Origin of the sequence: Pseudomonas triclosanedens, assembly GCF_026686735.1 — a bacterium.
Classification (GTDB): domain Bacteria; phylum Pseudomonadota; class Gammaproteobacteria; order Pseudomonadales; family Pseudomonadaceae; genus Pseudomonas; species Pseudomonas triclosanedens.
The window spans coordinates 2,366,334-2,384,341 of sequence record NZ_CP113432.1; the positions used below are offsets into that span (position 1 = coordinate 2,366,334).

The following is an 18,008-nucleotide window of genomic DNA, read 5'->3' on the forward strand; positions in this document are numbered from 1 at the left end:
AGAGGTCCTCAGACGTGCTCGCTCTTCACCTGCACCAGCTTGTCCCGTCCGGCGCCCAGGCCGAAGGCGATGGCGCCGACCGTCACCGCCACGAAGATCACCCCGGTTGCCGCCCAGCCGCCGGTGACGTCGTGTACCACGCCGACCAGAAACGGCCCGCAGGCCGCCAGGGTATAGCCCACGCCCTGGGCCATGCCGGAAAGGTTGGAGGCCACGTGGGCATCCGGTGAGCGCAGTACGATCAGCGCCAGCGCGATGCTGAAGGTGCCGCCCTGGCCGAGGCCGAGCACCACCGCCCAGCCCCAGATGCCCGACAGAGGCGCGTAGAGCAGCCCGAGCAGCCCGGCCAGGGTCAGCCCCATGACGATCACCACCGCCACGCGCTGGTCCTTGCCACGGGTGGCCAGCCACGGTGCGGCCAGCGCGCTGAACAGTTGCACCATCACCGAGCCGGATAGCACCAGGCCCGCTTCCACGGCGCTCAGGCCGCGGTCGATGAGGATCGACGGCACCCAGCCGAAGACGATGTATGCCAGCGACGATTGCAGGCCCATGTACAGTGTGACCTGCCACGCCAGTGGGTCGCGCCACAGCCCCTTGACCTTGTACACCGCGCGGTGGGCGTGATGGTTCTGCCGCGTCTGCGGTAGCCAGATCACAGCGGCGATGATCGCCGGGATGGCCCAGAAGGCCAGTGCCGGTTGCCAACTGTCATCCATCAACCCGGCCAGCGGCACGGTGGAACCTGCGGCAGTGGCGGCGCCCAGGCACAACGCCATCGTGTAGACGCCGGTCATGGTCCCGGCGATGCGCGGAAAGTCGCGCTTGACGATGCCCGGCAGCAGCACACCGATGATGCCGATGCTGGCGCCGGCCACCAGGCTGCCGAGGAACAGCCCCGTCACCGGGAACAGGCTGCGCAGTACGATGCCGGCGGCCAGGGTCAGCAGGATCAGCAGGACCGTACGTTCCGCGCCGAGGCGGCGGGCGAGCATGGGGGCCAGCGGGGCGAACAGGCCCAGGCAGAGTACCGGAAGAGTGGTCAGCAGGCCGGCCGCCGCCGCCGACAGCCCGGTGCCGTCGCGCACCGTGTTGAGCAGCGGCGCGAGGCTGGACAATGCCGGGCGCAGGTTCAGCGCCACCAGCACCAGGCCCAGGAGCAGCAGCCAGGTGCGCTGCGGGCGGGCCGGCGGCGTCGGCGCATCGTTGGCCTCGGCGTCGACCAGCAGTTCTTCCGGAGGGCAGGACACCTTGTGTTCGGCGTCGTGGGGAGAGTCGGGCAGGGACATGGTGGGCATTCCAGCAGGCAAGGCGAAAGGGTGGTCAGATCAGCAGCGCTCGGTTGGCGCTGGCGGCGGCATCGGCATCGCCGCGCTCGATGGCGTCGAGCAGCTCGCGGTGCAGCTCGAAGCTCGGCTGCGGCCGGCCCGGATCGCCGATGGTGCGTTCCAGGCCCGCACGGATGACCTGGGAAAAGTAGCGGTACAGCTCGCTGAGCACCGGGTTGTGGGCGCTGTCGACCACCCGCTGGTGGAAGATCAGGTCATGTTCGATGTAGTCGTCCAGCGCGCCGCCGTGGCGCACCGCCGAGGCTTCCAGCGCCGCGCGCAGGGCCAGGATATCGGCCTCGCTGCGGCGCTGTGCGGCCAGCCGGCTGGCTTCCACCTCGATGATGCCGCGCGCTTCCAGCGCCTGTTCCACCGAGCTGCGCGCCAGCACCAGCATGGTGTCCAGCGGGTTGGCGCAGGCGCGCACGTAAGTGCCGTCGCCCTGGCGTACTTCCAGCACGCCGGAGAAGGTCAGGACGCGCACCGCTTCGCGCACGGTGTTGCGGCTCATGCCAAGGGTTTCGGCGAGTTCCGGCTCGGGCGGCAGGCGCTTGCCCAGCGGCCAGGTGCCTTCGTCGATGCGGATGCGGATCTGCTCAAGGGCGATATCCACCAGTGAGCGCTTCTGAATGGGGCTGGGCATGGAAACATCCAATCATCGGATGAATTTCGGGAGCGCCAGCCTAGTGCAAAGGCGAGGAGGGATGCAATGCGGGAAGCCGCCGGAACGGAGGTGTTCCGGCGGCCAGCCTGGAGGTCAGGCGGCGATGTCGAGCAGGCTGCCGCTGGTGGCCTGGGCTACCGTGGCGTCGTTGCTCTGGTACTGCTTGAGCAGGTTGGCCACCAGTTTCTGGTAGGCCTCGCCGGTGTTGCTGTCGCCCGCGGGCTGGCTGCCCGACGGCGGCGGAGGCGGCGGACCGTCGCCACGGCCTTCGGCCTTGAAGGCGCTGGCCAGTTCGTCGCTGCTGATGCCGCCGCTGCCGTCGGCATCGAGCTTGCTGAACAGCTCGCTGAGCTTGTCGCTGTCGTCGCTGGAGCTCGCGGCGGCCAGCTCATCGGCGCTGATCACACCGTCGCCGTTGGTATCCAGCGAACTGAGCAGGTCCTCGCTGGAGCCGCCGGCGCCTCCGGGGCCACCCATTCCGCCCGGCGGCGGTGGCGGTGGCATGGCCGCCGACAGCTCGCTCTGCGAGATGCCGCCGCTGCCGTCGCTGTCCAGTTGGCTGAGCAGGTCGTCGATATCGATGCTGCTGTCGCCGCCGTCGTCGGTGGACGACAGCGCGCTGGTCAGCTCGTCCTTGCTGATGTTGCCGTCGCCATCGCTGTCGATGGACTTGAACAGGTCTTCCTGGAACTTCGCCGCGCCCGTCGTGCCGCCGCAGTTGCCGGTCTGGTGCCCGGTCGTGCTGCTGGCGGCGGTCTGGGGCCTGGCGAGCGTCGAGCCTGTGTAGTAGCTCGAATAGCTGCTGACGCCGCTGATCATGGGAATTTCTCCGTGGTTGCCCGGAGGGATCTCCGGTTTTCGCAGCCTCGGTGGCGTCTGTGTCGCAGGTATGTGCGCTTTGTATGCGGCTTTCTACAGAACCTGCCTGCGAACCGCTGCGCGTCGGTGGCAGGTCGTTGCTGATCGGCCTCAGATGTTCATCTACCGATCCCAAACTCCGCTCGCTCTGCGCCTAAGCCAGCTCGCGATGGCGCAGGCAGGCTTTCAACTGCGCGGCAGGCGCAGTACGGCGGTAGCGCCGCCGCCGTGAGTTTCTTCGAAGAACAGTTCGCCACCCTGGCGCCGGGCGGCGTCGCGGGCGATGGCAAGGCCGAGGCCGACTCCGCCGGAGTTGCGGTTGCGCGAACCTTCCAGGCGGAAGAACGGCTCGAACACCTGCTCGCGCAGTTCGGCGGGAATGCCCGGGCCGTGGTCGCGTACGCGGATTTCCACCTGACGGGCTCCGTCGCGCAGTTCGATAGTGACGTCGCCGGCATAGCGCAGGGCGTTATCCAGCAGGTTGTTCAGGCACGAGCGCAGCGCCATCGGCTGTACCTTCAACGGCGTGCAGTAGCCTTCCACGCCGACATCGGCGCCGCGTTCGCAGGCATCCTCGGCCAGGGAGTCGGCCAGTGCCTTGATGTCGAACCATTGCAGCGGCTCGCTGGCGCGCTCCTGCTGCAGGTAGTGCAGGGTGGAGTCGAGCATGCCGATCATTTCCGCCAGGTCCTGGCCGATGCGCGTGCGCAATTGCGGGTTGTCGATTTCCTCTACCCTGAGGCGCAGGCGCGACAGCGGAGTACGCAGGTCGTGGGATACCGCCACCAGCATACGGCTGCGTTGTTGTACCTGGTCGCGGATGCGCTCGCGCATGCGGTTGAAGGCACGCGCCGCCTGGCGCGCCTCGTGCGGGCCGGTTTCCGGCAGCGGCGGGCTGTCGAGGTCTTCGCTCAGGCGCAGCGCGGCATCGCCCATGCGCCTGACCGGGCGCGCCAGCAGGCGGGCGCCGATACCCGCGGCGGCCACCAGCGCGAGCAACTGGAAGAGGAACGGCGCGCTCCAGAACGGCGGATGGCGCGGCGGTGGCGGGCCGGGCGGCGGCTCCTGCTCGAAGGCCGTTTCCGGTGGGGGAGGCGGTGGCGGCTGGTGTGGGCCGTAGTGGGAGAACCAGGCGAACGCCAGCAGATGAGCCAGCACGATGGCCAGCAGGAAGACCCCGAACAGCCGCGCGAACAGGCTGTCGGCGCGTTCGAGCGGGCGTTTCTTCGTTTCGTCGTGCATGGGGTCAGGCGATGTCGCGGACATCGAACAGATAGCCTTCGCCGCGCACAGTCTTGATCAGCCTCGGCGAGCGCGGGTCGTCGCCGAGTTTCTGCCGCAGGCGCGAGACCAGCAGATCGATGCTGCGGTCGAAAGCTTCAATGGCGCGACCACGGGCGGCGTCCAGCAGCAGCTCGCGGTTGAGCACCCGGCGCGGGCGTTCGAGGAATACCCAGAGCAGGCGGAATTCGGCATTGGACAGCGGTACCACCAGCCCGTCCGGCGCGTGCAACTGGCGCAGTACGCTGTCGAGCCGCCACTGGTCGAAGCGCACCTGGGCGCGCGGCTCGCCACGGCTGCTGTCGTCGCCAGCCAGGTTGCCGCCGCGCACGCGACGCAGGATGGTCTGGATGCGAGCCACCAGTTCGCGCGGCTCGAAGGGCTTGGCCATGTAGTCGTCGGCGCCAAGCTCCAGGCCGATGATGCGGTCGGCCGGTTCGCAGCGGGCGGTGAGCATCAGGATCGGGATGTCCGACTCGGCGCGCAGGTGGCGGCACAGCGACAAGCCGTCCTCGCCGGGCAGCATGAGGTCGAGCACGACCACATCGAAGCTGTCGCTTTCCAGGGCGCGGCGCATGGCTACGCCATCGGCTACGCCGTGGGCCTCGATGTTGAAGCGTGCGAGATAGCCGCAGAGCAGCTCGCGGATCGGCTCGTCGTCGTCCACCAGCAGGGCGCGGGTGGTCCAGCGGCGCGTGTCGTCGGAAGTGGTGTGCATGTGGGGGCCTGTCGCAGGAAACGGGGGCAGGGCGGGCCGGCAAGCCGCGGGTAGGCGACGGTGCGCATGCTAACCCGGCGCCGTGGGCGGGGCCACGCTCAGCGAGGCTGGGGCAGGCGGGTGTCGGCAGCATGTCGGTACTGTATCGATGTCGATACAAATGGCTGCCAGCACCGTCGCAGAGCGGTTTTTTACGCTTTCTTTATGCCGCGCCACGGCCTGGGGAATCGCTCCTTTACGCATCCCTTGCGGAAAATTTCCGTCAAGCGGCAACGGCCGCCCAAGCGATGGAGTCGCCCGCGTGAGGAGAAAAGAATCATGAGCGTGCTCGACGGTGTGTCCCTGGTCCTTGCCACGGGACTGTTCATTTACCTGCTGGTGGCGCTGCTGCGCGCCGACCGTTCCTAGAGGTGGCCATGAACAGCCATGACGTATTGCTGATCGCTGCCTTCCTGGCGCTGGTGCTGGTGCCGGCGCCATTCCTCGGGCGTTTCTATTACAAGGTGATGGAAGGGCAGCGCACGTTCCTGAGCCCGATCTTCCAGCCGGTCGAGCGGCTGATCTACCGTGCCTGCGGCATCGACCCTGAGGTCCAGCAGGACTGGAAGGGTTATACCGTGGCGCTGCTGGCCTTTAACCTGGCCGGCCTGCTCCTGCTGTTTGCGATCCTGCTGCTGCAGGGCGCGCTGCCGCTCAACCCGCAACACCTGCCGGGGCTGGAGTGGACGCTGGCGTTCAACACCGCGGTGAGCTTCGTCACCAATACCAACTGGCAGGCGTACAGCGGCGAAGCCTCGCTCAGCTACCTGAGCCAGATGCTCGGCCTGACCGTGCAGAATTTCGTCAGTGCCGCCGTGGGCCTGGCCGTGCTGGTCGCGCTTGCCCGTGGCATCTCGCGCAAGTCCAGCAACAGCCTGGGCAACTTCTGGGTCGACCTGACCCGCGCCACGCTCTACGGCCTGCTCCCGCTGTGCCTGCTGCTGGCGCTGCTGCTGGTCTGGCAGGGCGTACCGCAGACCTTCCTCGACTATGCCCACGCCCTGACCCTGCAGGGCACCGACCAGTCCATCCCGCTCGGCCCGGCCGCCAGCCAGATCGCCATCAAGCAACTGGGCACCAACGGCGGCGGCTTCTTCGGCGTGAACTCGGCGCACCCCTTCGAGAACCCGACCATCTGGAGCAACCTGTTCGAAGTGGCGTCGATCATCCTCATCCCGGCTGCGCTGGTGTTCACCTTCGGCCACTACGTCAAGGACCTGCGCCAGAGCCGCGCCATCCTCGGCTGCATGCTGGTGCTGTTCGCGCTTGGCCTGGGCACTTCGCTGTGGGCCGAATACCAGCCGAACCCGGCGCTCAGCGCGCTGCCGGTGGAGCAGGGCGCGCCGATGGAGGGCAAGGAAAGCCGTTTCGGCACCACCGCCAGCGTGCTCTGGGCGGTGACCACCACCTCGGCCTCCAATGGTTCGGTGAATGCCATGCATGACAGTCTCAACCCGCTGTCGGGCATGGTGGCGATGATCAACATGATGCTCGGCGAGGTGATCTTCGGCGGTGTCGGCGCAGGTCTCTACGGCATGCTGTTGTTCGTCCTGATCGCCGTGTTCCTGGCCGGGCTGATGGTCGGGCGTACCCCGGAATACCTGGGCAAGAAGCTCGAAGCCCGCGAAGTCCGCCTGCTCGTGGCGACGCTGCTGGTGATGCCGGTGGGCGTCCTGGTGCTCGGTGCCATCGCCGCCAGCCTGCCTGGCCCGGCGTCGGCCGTGACCAATCCGGGGCCGCACGGTTTCAGCCAACTGCTCTATGCCTACACCTCGGGCACCGCCAATAACGGCTCGGCGTTCGCCGGCTTCGGCGCCAACACCCCGTTCCACAACCTGATGATCGCCCTGGCCATGCTGATCGGCCGTTTCGGCTACATCCTCCCGGTGCTGGCCATCGCCGGCAGCTTGGCGGCGAAGAAGGCCACACCGGTCGGGCCGAACAGCTTCCCCACCCACGGCCTGCTGTTTGTCAGCCTGCTGACCGCGACCATCCTGCTCGTGGGCGGCCTGAACTTCCTGCCGACGCTGGTGCTTGGCCCGGTGGCCGACCACCTGACGCTTGGCTTCTGAGGAGCTTTCGCAATGAATGCGCGTACCCAGGATCTCGCCTTGAAGACCCCGTCCAGAGGCGTTGAAAAGCGCCCGACCACAGCTTTTTCCGCGTTGTGGAAACCGGCGCTGGTGCAGGCTTTCGTCAAGCTCGACCCACGCCAGTTGCAACGTTCGCCGGTGATGCTGGTGGTGGCCCTGACCGCGGTGCTGACCACCGTGCTTTGCATGGTGGGTGGCGAGTCGGTGCCGACCTTCGTGGCGGTGCAGATCGCCATCTGGCTGTGGTTCACCGTACTCTTCGCCAACTTCGCCGAAGCCCTCGCCGAAGGTCGTGGCAAGGCTCGCGCCGACAGCCTCAAGGCCGGCACCCAGGGGTTGCAGGCGTTGCGTCGTACCGCCAGCGGTAACTTCGAGAAGGTTGCTGCCAGCAGCCTGCGCAAGGGGGATGTGGTGCGTGTCGAGGCCGGCGAGCTGATTCCCGGCGACGGCGAGGTGATCGAAGGCGTGGCGGCGGTCAACGAAGCTGCCATCACCGGCGAGTCCGCGCCGGTGATCCGCGAATCAGGCGGTGACCGCTCGGCGGTGACCGGCAACACCCGGCTGGTCTCCGACTGGCTGCTGGTGAAGATCACCGCCAACCCCGGCGAGTCGACCCTCGACCGTATGATCGCCCTGGTGGAAGGCGCCAAGCGGCAGAAGACTCCCAACGAAGTGGCGCTGGACATCCTGCTGATCGGCCTGACCCTGATCTTCCTGCTGGTGGTCGTCACCCTGAAACCCTTTGCCCTGTTCGCCGGCGGAACCCTGCCGTTGGTGTTCCTGGTGGCCCTGCTGGTGACCCTGATCCCGACCACCATCGGCGGCCTGCTGTCGGCCATCGGTATTGCAGGCATGGACCGCCTGGTGCGTCTGAACGTGATCGCCAAGTCCGGGCGCGCCGTGGAGGCGGCCGGTGACGTGCATGTGCTGATGCTCGACAAGACCGGCACCATTACCTTCGGCAACCGCCGTTGCAGTGCGCTGCACACCGCTCCCGGCGTGCAGCCGCTGGAGCTGGCCGAGGGCGCGTTCCTCGCCTCGCTGGCCGACGACACCCCCGAGGGCAAGTCCATCGTCGAGTTCCTCCGCGCGCAGATCATCCTGCCGGAACCTGACCGCAACCGCGTAACCCCGGTGGCCTTCAGCGCCGAAACGCGCCTGTCGGGCATCGACTTCGACGGCCACGTCTATCGCAAGGGCGCCGTGGACGCCGCGCTGGCCTTCGTCGGGCTGGACCGTACGCAGATGCCGGAGAGCCTGGCCAAGGAGATCGAGCGCATCGCCCAGAGCGGCGGTACTCCGCTGCTGGTGGTGGCCGACGGCAGGCTGTTGGGCGCCATCCACCTGAAGGACGTGGTCAAGCCGGGCATTCGCGAGCGCTTCGCGGAGCTGCGCCGCATGGGCATCCGCACCGTGATGGTGACCGGCGACAACCCGCTGACCGCCGCTGCCATCGCCGCAGAAGCGGGCGTGGACGACGTGATCGCCGAGGCCACGCCGGAGAAGAAGCTGGCGCGCATCCGCCAGGAGCAGGGCGAAGGCCGCATGGTTGCCATGTGCGGCGACGGCGCCAACGATGCTCCGGCACTCGCGCAGGCCGACGTCGGCATGGCCATGAACGACGGCACCCAGGCCGCCCGCGAGGCTGCCAACCTGGTGGACCTGGACAGTGACCCGACCAAGCTGCTGGACGTGGTGCAGGTGGGCAAGGAGCTGCTGGTGACTCGTGGCGCGCTGACCACCTTCTCGGTGGCCAACGACGTGGCCAAGTACTTCGCCATCCTGCCCGCGCTGTTCGCCGGCATCTATCCGCAGCTTGGCGTACTCAACGTGATGAAGCTGGCCAGCCCGCAGAGCGCGATCCTTTCGGCCATCGTTTTCAACGCGCTGATCATCGTCGCGCTGATCCCCCTGGCGTTGCGGGGCGTGCGCGTGCAGGCCAGCGACGCCTCGCACCTGCTGCGGCGCAATCTGCTGATCTACGGCGTGGGCGGGATCGTCGCGCCCTTCGTGGGGATCAAGCTGATCGATCTGCTGCTGGTTGCCGTCGGACTGGCCTGACGCTCCCGGCTGGTTGGCCGGCTCTCCGCAGGCTGGCGTGGAGCGAAGCGATAAACAACCGGACCACGCCGGGCGCCGCTGCGCCCGGTGTGCGAACTGCCCGCCCTCCCTCCGGGGATGGCAGGGGCGAGGGAAAGCCCTCGCTCCGAATCCAACAGAGGAACACCGAACATGCTCAAGTACCTCCGTCCCGCCCTCGCATCGCTGGCCTTGCTCAGCCTGCTTACCGGCGTCGTCTACCCACTGGCCGTCACCGCCATCGCCCAGGTCGCTTTCCACGACCAGGCCAATGGCAGCCTGGTGCGCGATGACCAGGGCAATGTGCGTGGCTCGGCGCTGATCGCGCAGAAGTTCGATGGCGCCCAATGGTTCCATTCGCGGCCCTCGGCGGGTGACTTCGCCACCGTTTCCAGCAGCGCCAGCAACCTGGCCCCCGGCAACCCGGCGCTGGTCGAGCGCATCGCCAAGGACGCCGAGGCGGTTCGCATAGGCGACTCTCCGGTGCCGCTGGCGCTGGTCACCACTTCCGCCAGCGGCCTCGACCCGCAGTTGCCGCCAGCCGCCGCGCTGTACCAGGTACCGCGTATCGCCCTGGAGCGCGGCGTACCGGCTGCCAGCCTGGAGAAGCTGGTGGAGGCTCACACCGAGCGGCCGCTGGTAGGCCCGGCGGTGGTCAACGTGCTGGCGCTTAACATGGCCCTGGCGAGCCTGCCTCGCTAGACTCCGCGCCAATGCACTCCAGGTGGCCGAGTCCGACCGCCTGCATGTGCGCTGGCAGGGGCGAGGGCCCGCCCGAGCTGCCATCAGAAACCAGCGCCGCCGGCGCTTCGAGGACTGTGAGATGACCGACCCCAACCGCGCCGATGCCCTGCTTGCCGATCTGCCGCGCATGGGGCGCGGCCGTCTGAAGGTTTTCCTCGGCGCCGCACCGGGTGTCGGCAAGACCTACGCAATGCTGCTGGCCGCGCAGAGCCAGTTGCGCCAGGGCGTCAACTTGCGCGTCGGTATCGTCGAGACCCACGGTCGCGCGGAGACCGAGGCGCTGCTCGCCGGGCTGCCGCAGCAGGCGCTCAAGCGCACCGAGTACCGTGGCATCAGACTGGTGGAGATGGATCTCGACGGCCTGCTGGCCGACCCGCCGCAACTGGCGCTGGTGGACGAACTGGCCCACAGCAACGCCCCCGGCAGCCGTCACGCCAAGCGCTGGCAGGACATCCAGGAGCTACTCTCGGCGGGCATTGACGTCTATACCACGGTGAACGTCCAGCACCTGGAAAGCCTCAACGACCAGGTACGCGACATTACCGGCGTGCAGGTGCGCGAGACAGTGCCCGACTGGGTGCTGCAGGAAGCCTACGAACTTTTGCTGGTCGACCTGCCGCCGCGCGAATTGCTGGAGCGCCTGCGCGAAGGCAAGGTCTATGTTCCCGAGCAGGCGCGCGCGGCCATCGATGCCTTCTTCAGCCAAACCAACCTCACCGCGCTGCGCGAACTGGCCATGCAAACGGCGGCGGCGCGCGTCGACGACGACCTTGCCCATCGTTATCGCCAGCAGGGCGGCGAGGCGCCTGCGGTGCGCGGACGCCTGCTGGTAGGGGTGGACGGCGAACACAATGCCGAGCGCCTGGTGCGCCACGCCAGCCGCGTCGCCGAACGCCGGCACCTGCCCTGGTCGCTGGTCCATGTCGATACCGGCGAGGCGCGCAGCGAAGAGTCGCGCATGCAGTTGCAGAGTGCCCAGCAGTTGGCCGAGCGCCTTGGCGGTGATGTGGTCGAGTTGCGCGGGGGAGAAGTGGCGCGGACCCTGATCGAACATGCCAGGGAGCGCCGCGCCAGCCTGCTGCTGGTCGGCCGTTCGCGGCAACGCTGGAATCGACGGCTGTTCGGCGGCGGGCTGGCGGCGCGATTGCTGCGCCTGGGCGACGGGCTGGAAATCAGCGTGCTCGACAGCGAGGCCGACCTCGCCCCGCCGAAACGGCGCCCCGTGGCGCATTGGCCCTGGGCCGACTACCTGCTGGCGGTGCTCGCCGCCGCGGGTGCCAGTGCCCTGGCCTGGGCGGTGGCCAGCGTACTGGAACTACCCAACATTTCCCTGGTGTTCCTCGCTGCCGTCCTGCTGGTGGCGGTGCGCAGCAGCCTGGGGCCGGCGCTGGCCTGTGCCGTGATGTCGTTCCTGGCCTACGACTTCCTGTTCATCCCACCGCATTTCTCCTTCGCCATCCAGCGCGAAGAAGATGTGCTGACTCTGCTGTTCTTCCTGCTCATGGCCGGCCTCACCGGTAACCTGGCGGCCCGCCAGCGCCGGCAGTTACAGGCGTTGCGCGAGACCCAGGAGGAAACCAGCCAGATGCTCGAACTGTCGCGCAAGCTGACTGCTGCCACCGACCGCCAGGCGGTGATGGCCGCCGCCGCGCAGCAACTGGGAGGCTGGGGTGATCTGGACATCTGCCTGCTGGGCCGCAATCACGGCGAGTGGAAGGTGGAGGGTGGGCTGCAACGCTCCCTGGAGGACCAGGAACGTGCCGCCGCCGACTGGTCATGGCAGCATGACCAGCCCGCCGGCCTGGGCACCGGTACCTTGCCGGGCGGACGCTGGTGGTGGTGGCCGCTGTCCGGCGAGGACGGCCCGCTGGCGCTGCTGGGCATCAGCCCGCGCGACGGCCAGCCGTTGCCGGGTTCGCGGCGTCGCCTGCTCGCCGCCCTCGGCCAGCCGCTGGCGCAAGCCCTGGCCCGTGCACGGTTGGCCGAAGACCTCGAAGCCGCACGCCTGCACGGCGAGACTGAACAGTTGCGCAGCGCCTTGCTGGCCTCTGTCAGCCACGATCTGCGTACGCCGCTGACCTCCATGCGTGGCGCCATCGACAGCCTGCTGGCCCTGGGCGACGCGATTCCGCCGGACGACCGCCGCGAGCTGCTGGAAGGCACGCGCGACGAAGCCGAGCGGCTGGACCGCTACATTCAGAACCTGCTCGACATGACGCGCCTCGGACACGGCGGCCTGAAGCTGTCGCGCGACTGGGTGTCGCCCGGCGACATCGTCGGCAGCGCACTCAATCGCCTGCGCGCTGTGGTCGCCCCGTATCGGGTGGAAACCCGTGTGCCGGCCGAACTGCCGCTGCTGTATGTGCATGCGGCGCTGATCGAGCAGGCGCTGGTCAACGTGCTGGAAAACGCGGCACGTTTTTCGCCCCCGCAAGGCCGCCTGAGGGTGGCGGTGGAACAGGGCGACGGCGAGTTGCGCTTCTCGGTCGGCGACGAGGGGCCGGGCATTCCTCTGGCCGAGCGGGAGAAGATCTTCGATATGTTCTACACCGCCGCCCGTGGCGACCGCGGTGGGCAGGGCACCGGGCTGGGCCTGGCGATCTGCCAGGGCATGGTCGGCGCGCATGGCGGGCGCATCACCGTGGAAGATGGCATCGACGGGCGCGGCACTACCCTGGTCCTGCACCTGCCGCTGCAACAGCAGCCGGACCTGGAGGAACTTGATGCCGCCGGTTGAAAGGCTCAAGCTGGACGCCTGTTCCAGCCAGCCCAACGCACCGATGAACGCTAGCGCCGCCACCATTCTGGTCGTCGATGACGAGCCGCAGATCCGCAAGTTCCTGCGCATCAGCCTGAATGCCGGCGGCTACAAGGTGCTGGAAGCCGGGACCGGCGAGGAGGGCCTGGCCCAGGCTGCGCTGGGGCGCCCCGATCTCGTGGTGCTCGACCTCGGCCTGCCGGACAAGGACGGCCAGGACGTTCTGCGCGAGTTGCGCGAGTGGTCGCAGGTGCCGGTGCTGGTGCTCTCGGTACGCGCCAGCGAGGGCGAAAAGGTGCAGGCGCTGGACGGCGGCGCCAACGACTACGTGACCAAGCCGTTCGGTATCCAGGAGTTCCTGGCTCGCGTCCGCGTGCTGCTCCGCCAGGGCGGCAGTGGCGAGACGCAGGAGGCGGTGGTGACGGTCGGGCCTCTGAGCATCGACTTCTCCTACCGCCGCGTGTTGCTGGACGGCGCCGAAGTGGCTCTGACCCGCAAGGAGTACGCGGTGCTCTCGACCCTGGCCCGCCACGTGGGGCGCGTGGTCACCCAGCAGCAATTGCTCAAGGACATCTGGGGCCCGACGCATACCGAAGACACGCACTACCTGCGGGTGGTGGTCGGGCATCTGCGGCAGAAGCTCGCTGACGATCCGGCAACGCCGCGGTTCATCGTCACCGAGGCCGGTGTCGGGTACCGCTTGCGCGAAGCCTGATCGCTCGTCCTCCGAGGTGGTTGTGGGCCAGCTCCGATGCTTCTTGCCACCCGGGCGTGGATCCTGTCCGGGCCGCGCGCCTGGGTGGCAGCTCAATTCAGTAAGGATTCTCCGCCTCATACCGGTCCAGCGTATCGCTGGCGATCTGCCGGCCCAGGGCGATGAGCTCCGGGGCCTTGTAGAACTCGAAGAAGCGGCATACGCGCTTGGGCACGTTGATCAGGATGTCCGGCGGGTAGCCGGCGATCTTGTACTGCGCCAGCGAGGTCTGCATCACCTCGAAGCTCTGGTTCACCAGCTCCAGCAGGGAAGCCGGGCTGCTGCTTTCGATCACCCGGCTGCCGCTGGCCGAACGCGGCGAGCCCTTGGCCTGGGGCGCGGCGGCGGGTTGCTGCATTTCCGGCTCGGCGGGTTCCTCGGCAAGCGCGGGAACTGGGTGGAGCAGGGCGTCGGCCAGCAGTTCCGGCGGCGTTTCGTTCTCGCCGCCCTGGCGGCGGAAGAAGCTCAGTTTGCTGCTGAGGCTGCCGATCACCGCGTCGAAGCGGCCCTTGAGCGCCGGTGGGCGCTCGATCACCGGCAGCGAGTACTGGCGCTGGTTGGTGGCGTTGAGGTTGACCGCGACGATCAGGTCAGCGTGGGTCGAGACCACCGGGACGATTGGCAGCGGGTTGAGCAGGCCGCCGTCCACCAGCATGCGCGTGCCCTGCATGACCGGGGTGAACAGGCTCGGGATCGCCGCCGAAGCGCGCATGGCCTGGTGCAGGCAGCCTTCCTGGAACCAGATCTCCTGCTGGTTGGTGAGGTCCGTGGCCACCGCCGTGTAGGGAATCGGCAGGTTCTCGATGTCGATCTCGCCGAGTATTTCGTGAATCTTGCCGAATACCCGTTCGCCACGGATGGCGCCGAGGCGGAAGCTCACGTCGAGCAGGCGCAGCACATCCAGGTAGTCGAGGCTTTCCACCCAGTCGCGGTATTCCGCGAGCTTGCCGGCGGCGTAGATGCCGCCGATCACCGAGCCCATCGAACAGCCGGCGATGCAGACGATTTCGTAGCCGCGCCGCTCGATTTCCTCGATCACGCCGATATGCGCATAGCCGCGCGCTCCGCCGGAGCCGAGCACCAGCGCAATCTGTTTTGACATCGGGCAATTCCCCCCTTGCGAGTCGTTTCGACGATACGCCCGCAGACAAGCCTCGCCAAGGCTGCCTTTGCTAGAATCGCCGTTTGTTTCATTCCGCCGGAGCCTGCGATGAGCGAACCGATCCGCCTGACCCAGTACAGCCACGGTGCTGGCTGTGGCTGCAAGATTTCCCCAAAGGTGCTGGAGGTGATCCTCGCCGGCAGCGGCGCGCAGAACCTCGATCCGAAGCTCTGGGTTGGCAACGCCTCGCGCGATGACGCCGCTGTCTATGCCATCGATGAGGAGCGCGGCGTGGTTTCGACCACCGACTTCTTCATGCCTATCGTCGATGATCCCTTCGATTTCGGCCGCATTGCCGCCACCAACGCCATCAGCGACATCTACGCGATGGGCGGTGACCCGCTGATGGCCATCGCCATTCTCGGCTGGCCGGTGAACGTGCTGGCGCCGGAAGTCGCCCGCGATGTGATCGCCGGTGGCCGCAAGGTCTGCGACGAGGCAGGCATCCCGCTGGCCGGCGGCCATTCCATCGACGCGCCAGAGCCGATCTTCGGTCTGGCCGTCACCGGCATGGTCGAGAAGCGCTTCATGAAGCGCAACGACACCGCCACCGAAGGCTGCAAGCTGTACCTGACCAAGCCGCTGGGCATCGGCATCCTCACCACCGCCGAGAAAAAGTCCAGGCTGCGTGCCGAGGACGTTGGCGTCGCCCGCGACTGGATGTGCACCCTGAACAAGCCCGGTGCGCGTTTCGGCAAACTGGCCGGAGTGCGCGCGATGACCGACGTGACCGGCTTCGGCCTGCTTGGCCATCTGGTCGAAATGGCCGATGGCAGCGGCCTGACCGCCCGCGTCCGGTACGACGCCGTGCCGCGCCTCGCCAGCGTCGAGTACTACCTGGAAGCCGGCTGCGTGCCTGGCGGCACCCTGCGCAATTTCGACAGTTACGGCGAGCGTATCGCGCCGCTGCCGGAGCTGCACAAGCTGCTGCTGTGCGATCCGCAGACCAGCGGCGGCCTGCTGGTGGCGGTGGAGCCGGCGGGTGAGGCGCAGTTCCTCGCCACCGCCAAGGAGCTTGGCCTGGACCTCGCGCCTATCGGCGAGCTGGTCGGTCGACAGAGTCACGCGGTCGAGGTGGCCTGATGCGCGACAACACCCGCCACTACCGCGAACTGTTCCTCGGCGATGTGAAGATGATGGACGTGCGCGCCCCGGTCGAATTCGGCAAGGGCGCATTCCCGCATACCGTGAACCTGCCGCTGATGAACGATGCCGAGCGGCAGAAGGTCGGCACCTGCTACAAGCAGAATGGCCAGCAGGCGGCCATCGCGCTGGGCCACGAACTGGTCTGCGGCAAGCTCAAGGCGGCGCGTATCGAGGCCTGGGCGAACTTCGCCAGGGCCAACCCGGACGGCTATCTGTACTGCTTCCGTGGCGGCCTGCGTTCGCAGATCACCCAGCAATGGCTGAAGACCGAGGCGGGCATCGACTACCCGCGTGTAGTCGGCGGCTACAAGGCGATGCGCGGCTTCCTGTACGACACCACCCGCGCCGCCGTCGAGGAGTGCCAGTTCGTGCTGGTGGGTGGCCTGACCGGCACCGGCAAGACCGAGGTGATCGCCCGGCTGTCCAACAGTCTCGACCTGGAGGGGCACGCCAACCACCGTGGCTCGGCGTTCGGCCGGCGCGCCACGCCGCAGCCGGCGCAGATCGATTTCGAGAACCGCCTGGCCATCGACATTCTGAAGAAGCGCCACGTCGGCATGGAGCAGTTCGTGCTGGAAGACGAGGGGCGCATCGTCGGCAGTTGCTCGGTGCCGCTGGAGCTGTACCAGGGCATGCAGCAGTACCCGCTGGTGTGGCTGGACGACAGCTTCGAGCAGCGCGTGGAGCGTATCCTCAAGGACTATGTGGTGGACCTGTGCGCCGACCATCTCCAGGTGGTGGGTGAGGAGGGTGGTTTCGACGCATTTGCCACCTACCTGCGCAAGAGTCTGTCGGGCATCGTCAAGCGCCTGGGTGGCGAGCGCTACCAGCGGCTGGCGGCGATCATGGACGCGGCGCTGGAGGAGCAGCGACGCAGCGGCGCGGTGGACCTGCACCGTGGCTGGATCGAGGGCCTGCTGGGCGAGTACTACGACCCGATGTACGCCTTCCAGCGCCAGAGCAAGGATTCGCGCATCGAGTTCCGCGGCACCCAGGACGAAGTGGTCGAGTACCTTCGCGCTCGCGCGCAGCGCTGATTCGCCGTTTCGCCTAGGGGGTGCGCCACAGCCCGATGTGGCGCGCCTGCGCTTGCTGTTCTTCGAACTTGTACTGGCCCCGTTCCTCGGCGCCCTGCCGGTCGGCTTGCCGCCAGCGGGCCAGGCCGACACTCAGCAGCGCGCGGCCGACGTCCAGTGTCTGGCCGCAGCCGGGGCAGTCCGCTGGCTCCACCCAGATGGCGGCGCGAGTCGTGCCGTCGGCTTCCTTCTGTGGCGCGTGCAGGCTGGCGAGCTTGCCGAGCGCGAGCTGGCGCAGAGCTTCGCTGGCGCGCTGGTCGAACGGCTCGCCGGGCGCCTCGATGCCGCGCAGGCGAACGGTCCGGGATGTGCCGTCCTCGCCCAGGCAGACGAGCTGCTCGCCATTTTCTATGGCGCGCACCGTGCACTGCTCGTGGGCCAGCGCGGCAGCGGGAAGGGAGAACAACAGGATGGGCAGGATGAATCGCATGGGACCTCCGGTGAGCGCCGCCAGCATAACTGCCGGCGGCCGCTCACGGCGTCCGTGACATCAACGGTTACTGGATCGGGCGCATCACCTCTTCGCTGTAGTGCCCACTCGCGGCGACGCCCAAGAGGAAGATCGCATCCAGTTCCGCCGTGTCGAGCTCCAGAGCCACGGGCAATAGAGGCGCGGCGTACCCGTGGGCAAGTTCGCTGCAGACCCGAAGAAATCCGCTGCAGGAAGCCGCAGCCGAATATCCCGAGTAATCCACTCAGGCAAGTCGTGCTAGGATTTGCGCCCGGCCCCGATTCCTCCGGCGGCGCTGGCATTCCGCTGGCGCAGCCACCCCTCATAGAAGGATCCAAGCAATGGCTCAAGTAACCCTCAAAGGCAATCCGGTTTCCGTCAATGGCAAGCTGCCGCAGAAGGGCGAGCAGGCTCCGGCACTGTCCCTGGTCGCCGGCAACCTGTCCGACGTCACCCTGGAAACCTACGCTGGCAAGCGCAAGGTGCTGAACATCTTCCCCAGCGTCGACACCCCGACCTGCGCCACTTCCGTGCGCAAGTTCAACGCCGAGGCGAGCAAGCTGGCCAACACCGTCGTGCTGTGCATCTCTGCCGACCTGCCGTTCGCCCAGGCTCGCTTCTGCGGCGCCGAAGGCCTGGAAAACGTGGTGAACCTGTCCACCCTGCGTGGCCGCGAGTTCCTCGATAACTACGGCGTCGCCATCGCCGATGGCCCCCTGGCCGGCCTGGCCGCCCGTGCTGTGGTGGTGCTGGATGAGCAGAACAAGGTGCTGCACAGCGAACTGGTTGGCGAGATCGCCGACGAGCCGAACTACGCTGCCGCCATCGCCGCCCTGAGCTGATCCTCTGCTGGCGTG

16 protein-coding genes are annotated in these 18,008 nt (G+C 67.7%); 9 read left to right on the forward strand and 7 right to left on the reverse strand.

The window, feature by feature from the left end:
- Positions 1–8: 8 nt before the first annotated feature.
- The 5 genes from OU419_RS11175 to OU419_RS11195 all read right to left on the reverse strand — a co-directional run bounded on the left by OU419_RS11175 (position 9) and on the right by OU419_RS11195 (position 4,849).
- A complete protein-coding gene (locus tag OU419_RS11175; protein WP_254473420.1) occupies positions 9–1,289 on the reverse strand; it encodes a CynX/NimT family MFS transporter in 1,281 nt (426 codons plus the stop codon).
- A 34-nt stretch (positions 1,290–1,323) separates the two neighbouring features.
- Complete coding sequence (locus tag OU419_RS11180) at positions 1,324–1,971, reverse strand: FadR/GntR family transcriptional regulator (RefSeq protein ID WP_254473418.1); 648 nt, start codon at positions 1,969–1,971, stop codon at positions 1,324–1,326.
- 114 nt (positions 1,972–2,085) lie between these two features.
- Positions 2,086–2,811 (reverse strand): EF-hand domain-containing protein, encoded by a 726-nt coding sequence (gene xopAW, locus OU419_RS11185; protein ID WP_254473415.1) that lies wholly within the window; start codon positions 2,809–2,811, stop codon positions 2,086–2,088.
- A gap of 225 nt (positions 2,812–3,036) precedes the next feature.
- Positions 3,037–4,116, reverse strand: coding sequence for a sensor histidine kinase (locus OU419_RS11190; protein ID WP_254473413.1), 1,080 nt, complete (start codon positions 4,114–4,116; stop codon positions 3,037–3,039).
- Positions 4,097–4,849, reverse strand: coding sequence for a response regulator (locus tag OU419_RS11195; protein ID WP_254473411.1), 753 nt, complete (start codon positions 4,847–4,849; stop codon positions 4,097–4,099). The genes OU419_RS11190 and OU419_RS11195 overlap by 20 nt, the downstream gene beginning before the upstream one ends.
- A gap of 318 nt (positions 4,850–5,167) precedes the next feature.
- Between OU419_RS11195 and kdpF the strand changes: the two genes are divergently transcribed.
- The 6 genes from kdpF to OU419_RS11225 all read left to right on the forward strand — a co-directional run bounded on the left by kdpF (position 5,168) and on the right by OU419_RS11225 (position 13,277).
- Entirely contained in the window at positions 5,168–5,257 is a 90-nt protein-coding gene (gene kdpF / locus OU419_RS11200) for a K(+)-transporting ATPase subunit F (RefSeq protein ID WP_009618573.1), read from the forward strand.
- 8 nt (positions 5,258–5,265) lie between these two features.
- On the forward strand, positions 5,266–6,960 hold the full coding sequence (kdpA, locus tag OU419_RS11205) for a potassium-transporting ATPase subunit KdpA (protein WP_254473408.1): 1,695 nt from the start codon (positions 5,266–5,268) through the stop codon (positions 6,958–6,960).
- A gap of 12 nt (positions 6,961–6,972) precedes the next feature.
- Positions 6,973–9,042 (forward strand): potassium-transporting ATPase subunit KdpB, encoded by a 2,070-nt coding sequence (gene kdpB, locus OU419_RS11210; protein ID WP_254473406.1) that lies wholly within the window; start codon positions 6,973–6,975, stop codon positions 9,040–9,042.
- A gap of 171 nt (positions 9,043–9,213) precedes the next feature.
- Positions 9,214–9,762, forward strand: a complete 549-nt coding sequence (gene kdpC / locus OU419_RS11215) for a potassium-transporting ATPase subunit KdpC (protein ID WP_254473404.1) — start codon at positions 9,214–9,216, stop codon at positions 9,760–9,762.
- Positions 9,763–9,883: 121 nt separating this feature from the next.
- Positions 9,884–12,541, forward strand: a complete 2,658-nt coding sequence (locus OU419_RS11220; RefSeq protein ID WP_254473401.1) for a sensor histidine kinase — start codon at positions 9,884–9,886, stop codon at positions 12,539–12,541.
- 43 nt (positions 12,542–12,584) lie between these two features.
- On the forward strand, positions 12,585–13,277 hold the full coding sequence (locus OU419_RS11225; RefSeq protein ID WP_254473510.1) for a response regulator: 693 nt from the start codon (positions 12,585–12,587) through the stop codon (positions 13,275–13,277).
- 97 nt (positions 13,278–13,374) lie between these two features.
- Here OU419_RS11225 and OU419_RS11230 read toward each other — a convergent pair whose 3' ends face one another.
- A complete protein-coding gene (locus tag OU419_RS11230) occupies positions 13,375–14,418 on the reverse strand; it encodes a patatin-like phospholipase family protein (protein WP_254473393.1) in 1,044 nt (347 codons plus the stop codon).
- Between the two features lie 108 nt (positions 14,419–14,526).
- Between OU419_RS11230 and selD the strand changes: the two genes are divergently transcribed.
- On the forward strand, positions 14,527–15,561 hold the full coding sequence (selD, locus tag OU419_RS11235) for a selenide, water dikinase SelD (RefSeq protein ID WP_254473391.1): 1,035 nt from the start codon (positions 14,527–14,529) through the stop codon (positions 15,559–15,561).
- The gene (gene mnmH, locus OU419_RS11240; RefSeq protein ID WP_254473389.1) at positions 15,561–16,661 is read left to right on the forward strand and encodes a tRNA 2-selenouridine(34) synthase MnmH; all 1,101 of its coding nucleotides are present in this window, start codon (positions 15,561–15,563) and stop codon (positions 16,659–16,661) included. The genes selD and mnmH overlap by 1 nt, the downstream gene beginning before the upstream one ends.
- Positions 16,662–16,674: 13 nt before the next feature.
- Here the strand turns inward: mnmH and OU419_RS11245 are convergent, their stop codons facing one another.
- The gene (locus tag OU419_RS11245) at positions 16,675–17,130 is read right to left on the reverse strand and encodes a thermonuclease family protein (RefSeq protein WP_254473387.1); all 456 of its coding nucleotides are present in this window, start codon (positions 17,128–17,130) and stop codon (positions 16,675–16,677) included.
- Positions 17,131–17,492: 362 nt separating this feature from the next.
- Between OU419_RS11245 and tpx the strand changes: the two genes are divergently transcribed.
- Positions 17,493–17,993: a thiol peroxidase gene (tpx, locus tag OU419_RS11250; protein WP_254473385.1), complete on the forward strand. Its 501-nt coding sequence runs from the start codon at positions 17,493–17,495 to the stop codon at positions 17,991–17,993.
- The last annotated feature ends 15 nt before the right edge of the window (positions 17,994–18,008 follow it).

What these genes read in the sequence shown, in the direction of transcription:
- OU419_RS11175 (WP_254473420.1), bottom strand. Translation starts at nt 1,289, where the DNA reads ATGTCCCTGCCCGACTCTCCCCACGACGCCGAACACAAGGTGTCCTGC.
- OU419_RS11180 (WP_254473418.1), bottom strand. Translation starts at nt 1,971, where the DNA reads ATGCCCAGCCCCATTCAGAAGCGCTCACTGGTGGATATCGCCCTTGAG.
- xopAW (WP_254473415.1), bottom strand. Translation starts at nt 2,811, where the DNA reads ATGATCAGCGGCGTCAGCAGCTATTCGAGCTACTACACAGGCTCGACG.
- OU419_RS11190 (WP_254473413.1), bottom strand. Translation starts at nt 4,116, where the DNA reads ATGTCCGCGACATCGCCTGACCCCATGCACGACGAAACGAAGAAACGC.
- OU419_RS11195 (WP_254473411.1), bottom strand. Translation starts at nt 4,849, where the DNA reads ATGCACACCACTTCCGACGACACGCGCCGCTGGACCACCCGCGCCCTG.
- kdpF (WP_009618573.1), top strand. Translation starts at nt 5,168, where the DNA reads ATGAGCGTGCTCGACGGTGTGTCCCTGGTCCTTGCCACGGGACTGTTC.
- kdpA (WP_254473408.1), top strand. Translation starts at nt 5,266, where the DNA reads ATGAACAGCCATGACGTATTGCTGATCGCTGCCTTCCTGGCGCTGGTG.
- kdpB (WP_254473406.1), top strand. Translation starts at nt 6,973, where the DNA reads ATGAATGCGCGTACCCAGGATCTCGCCTTGAAGACCCCGTCCAGAGGC.
- kdpC (WP_254473404.1), top strand. Translation starts at nt 9,214, where the DNA reads ATGCTCAAGTACCTCCGTCCCGCCCTCGCATCGCTGGCCTTGCTCAGC.
- OU419_RS11220 (WP_254473401.1), top strand. Translation starts at nt 9,884, where the DNA reads ATGACCGACCCCAACCGCGCCGATGCCCTGCTTGCCGATCTGCCGCGC.
- OU419_RS11225 (WP_254473510.1), top strand. Translation starts at nt 12,585, where the DNA reads ATGAACGCTAGCGCCGCCACCATTCTGGTCGTCGATGACGAGCCGCAG.
- OU419_RS11230 (WP_254473393.1), bottom strand. Translation starts at nt 14,418, where the DNA reads ATGTCAAAACAGATTGCGCTGGTGCTCGGCTCCGGCGGAGCGCGCGGC.
- selD (WP_254473391.1), top strand. Translation starts at nt 14,527, where the DNA reads ATGAGCGAACCGATCCGCCTGACCCAGTACAGCCACGGTGCTGGCTGT.
- mnmH (WP_254473389.1), top strand. Translation starts at nt 15,561, where the DNA reads ATGCGCGACAACACCCGCCACTACCGCGAACTGTTCCTCGGCGATGTG.
- OU419_RS11245 (WP_254473387.1), bottom strand. Translation starts at nt 17,130, where the DNA reads ATGCGATTCATCCTGCCCATCCTGTTGTTCTCCCTTCCCGCTGCCGCG.
- tpx (WP_254473385.1), top strand. Translation starts at nt 17,493, where the DNA reads ATGGCTCAAGTAACCCTCAAAGGCAATCCGGTTTCCGTCAATGGCAAG.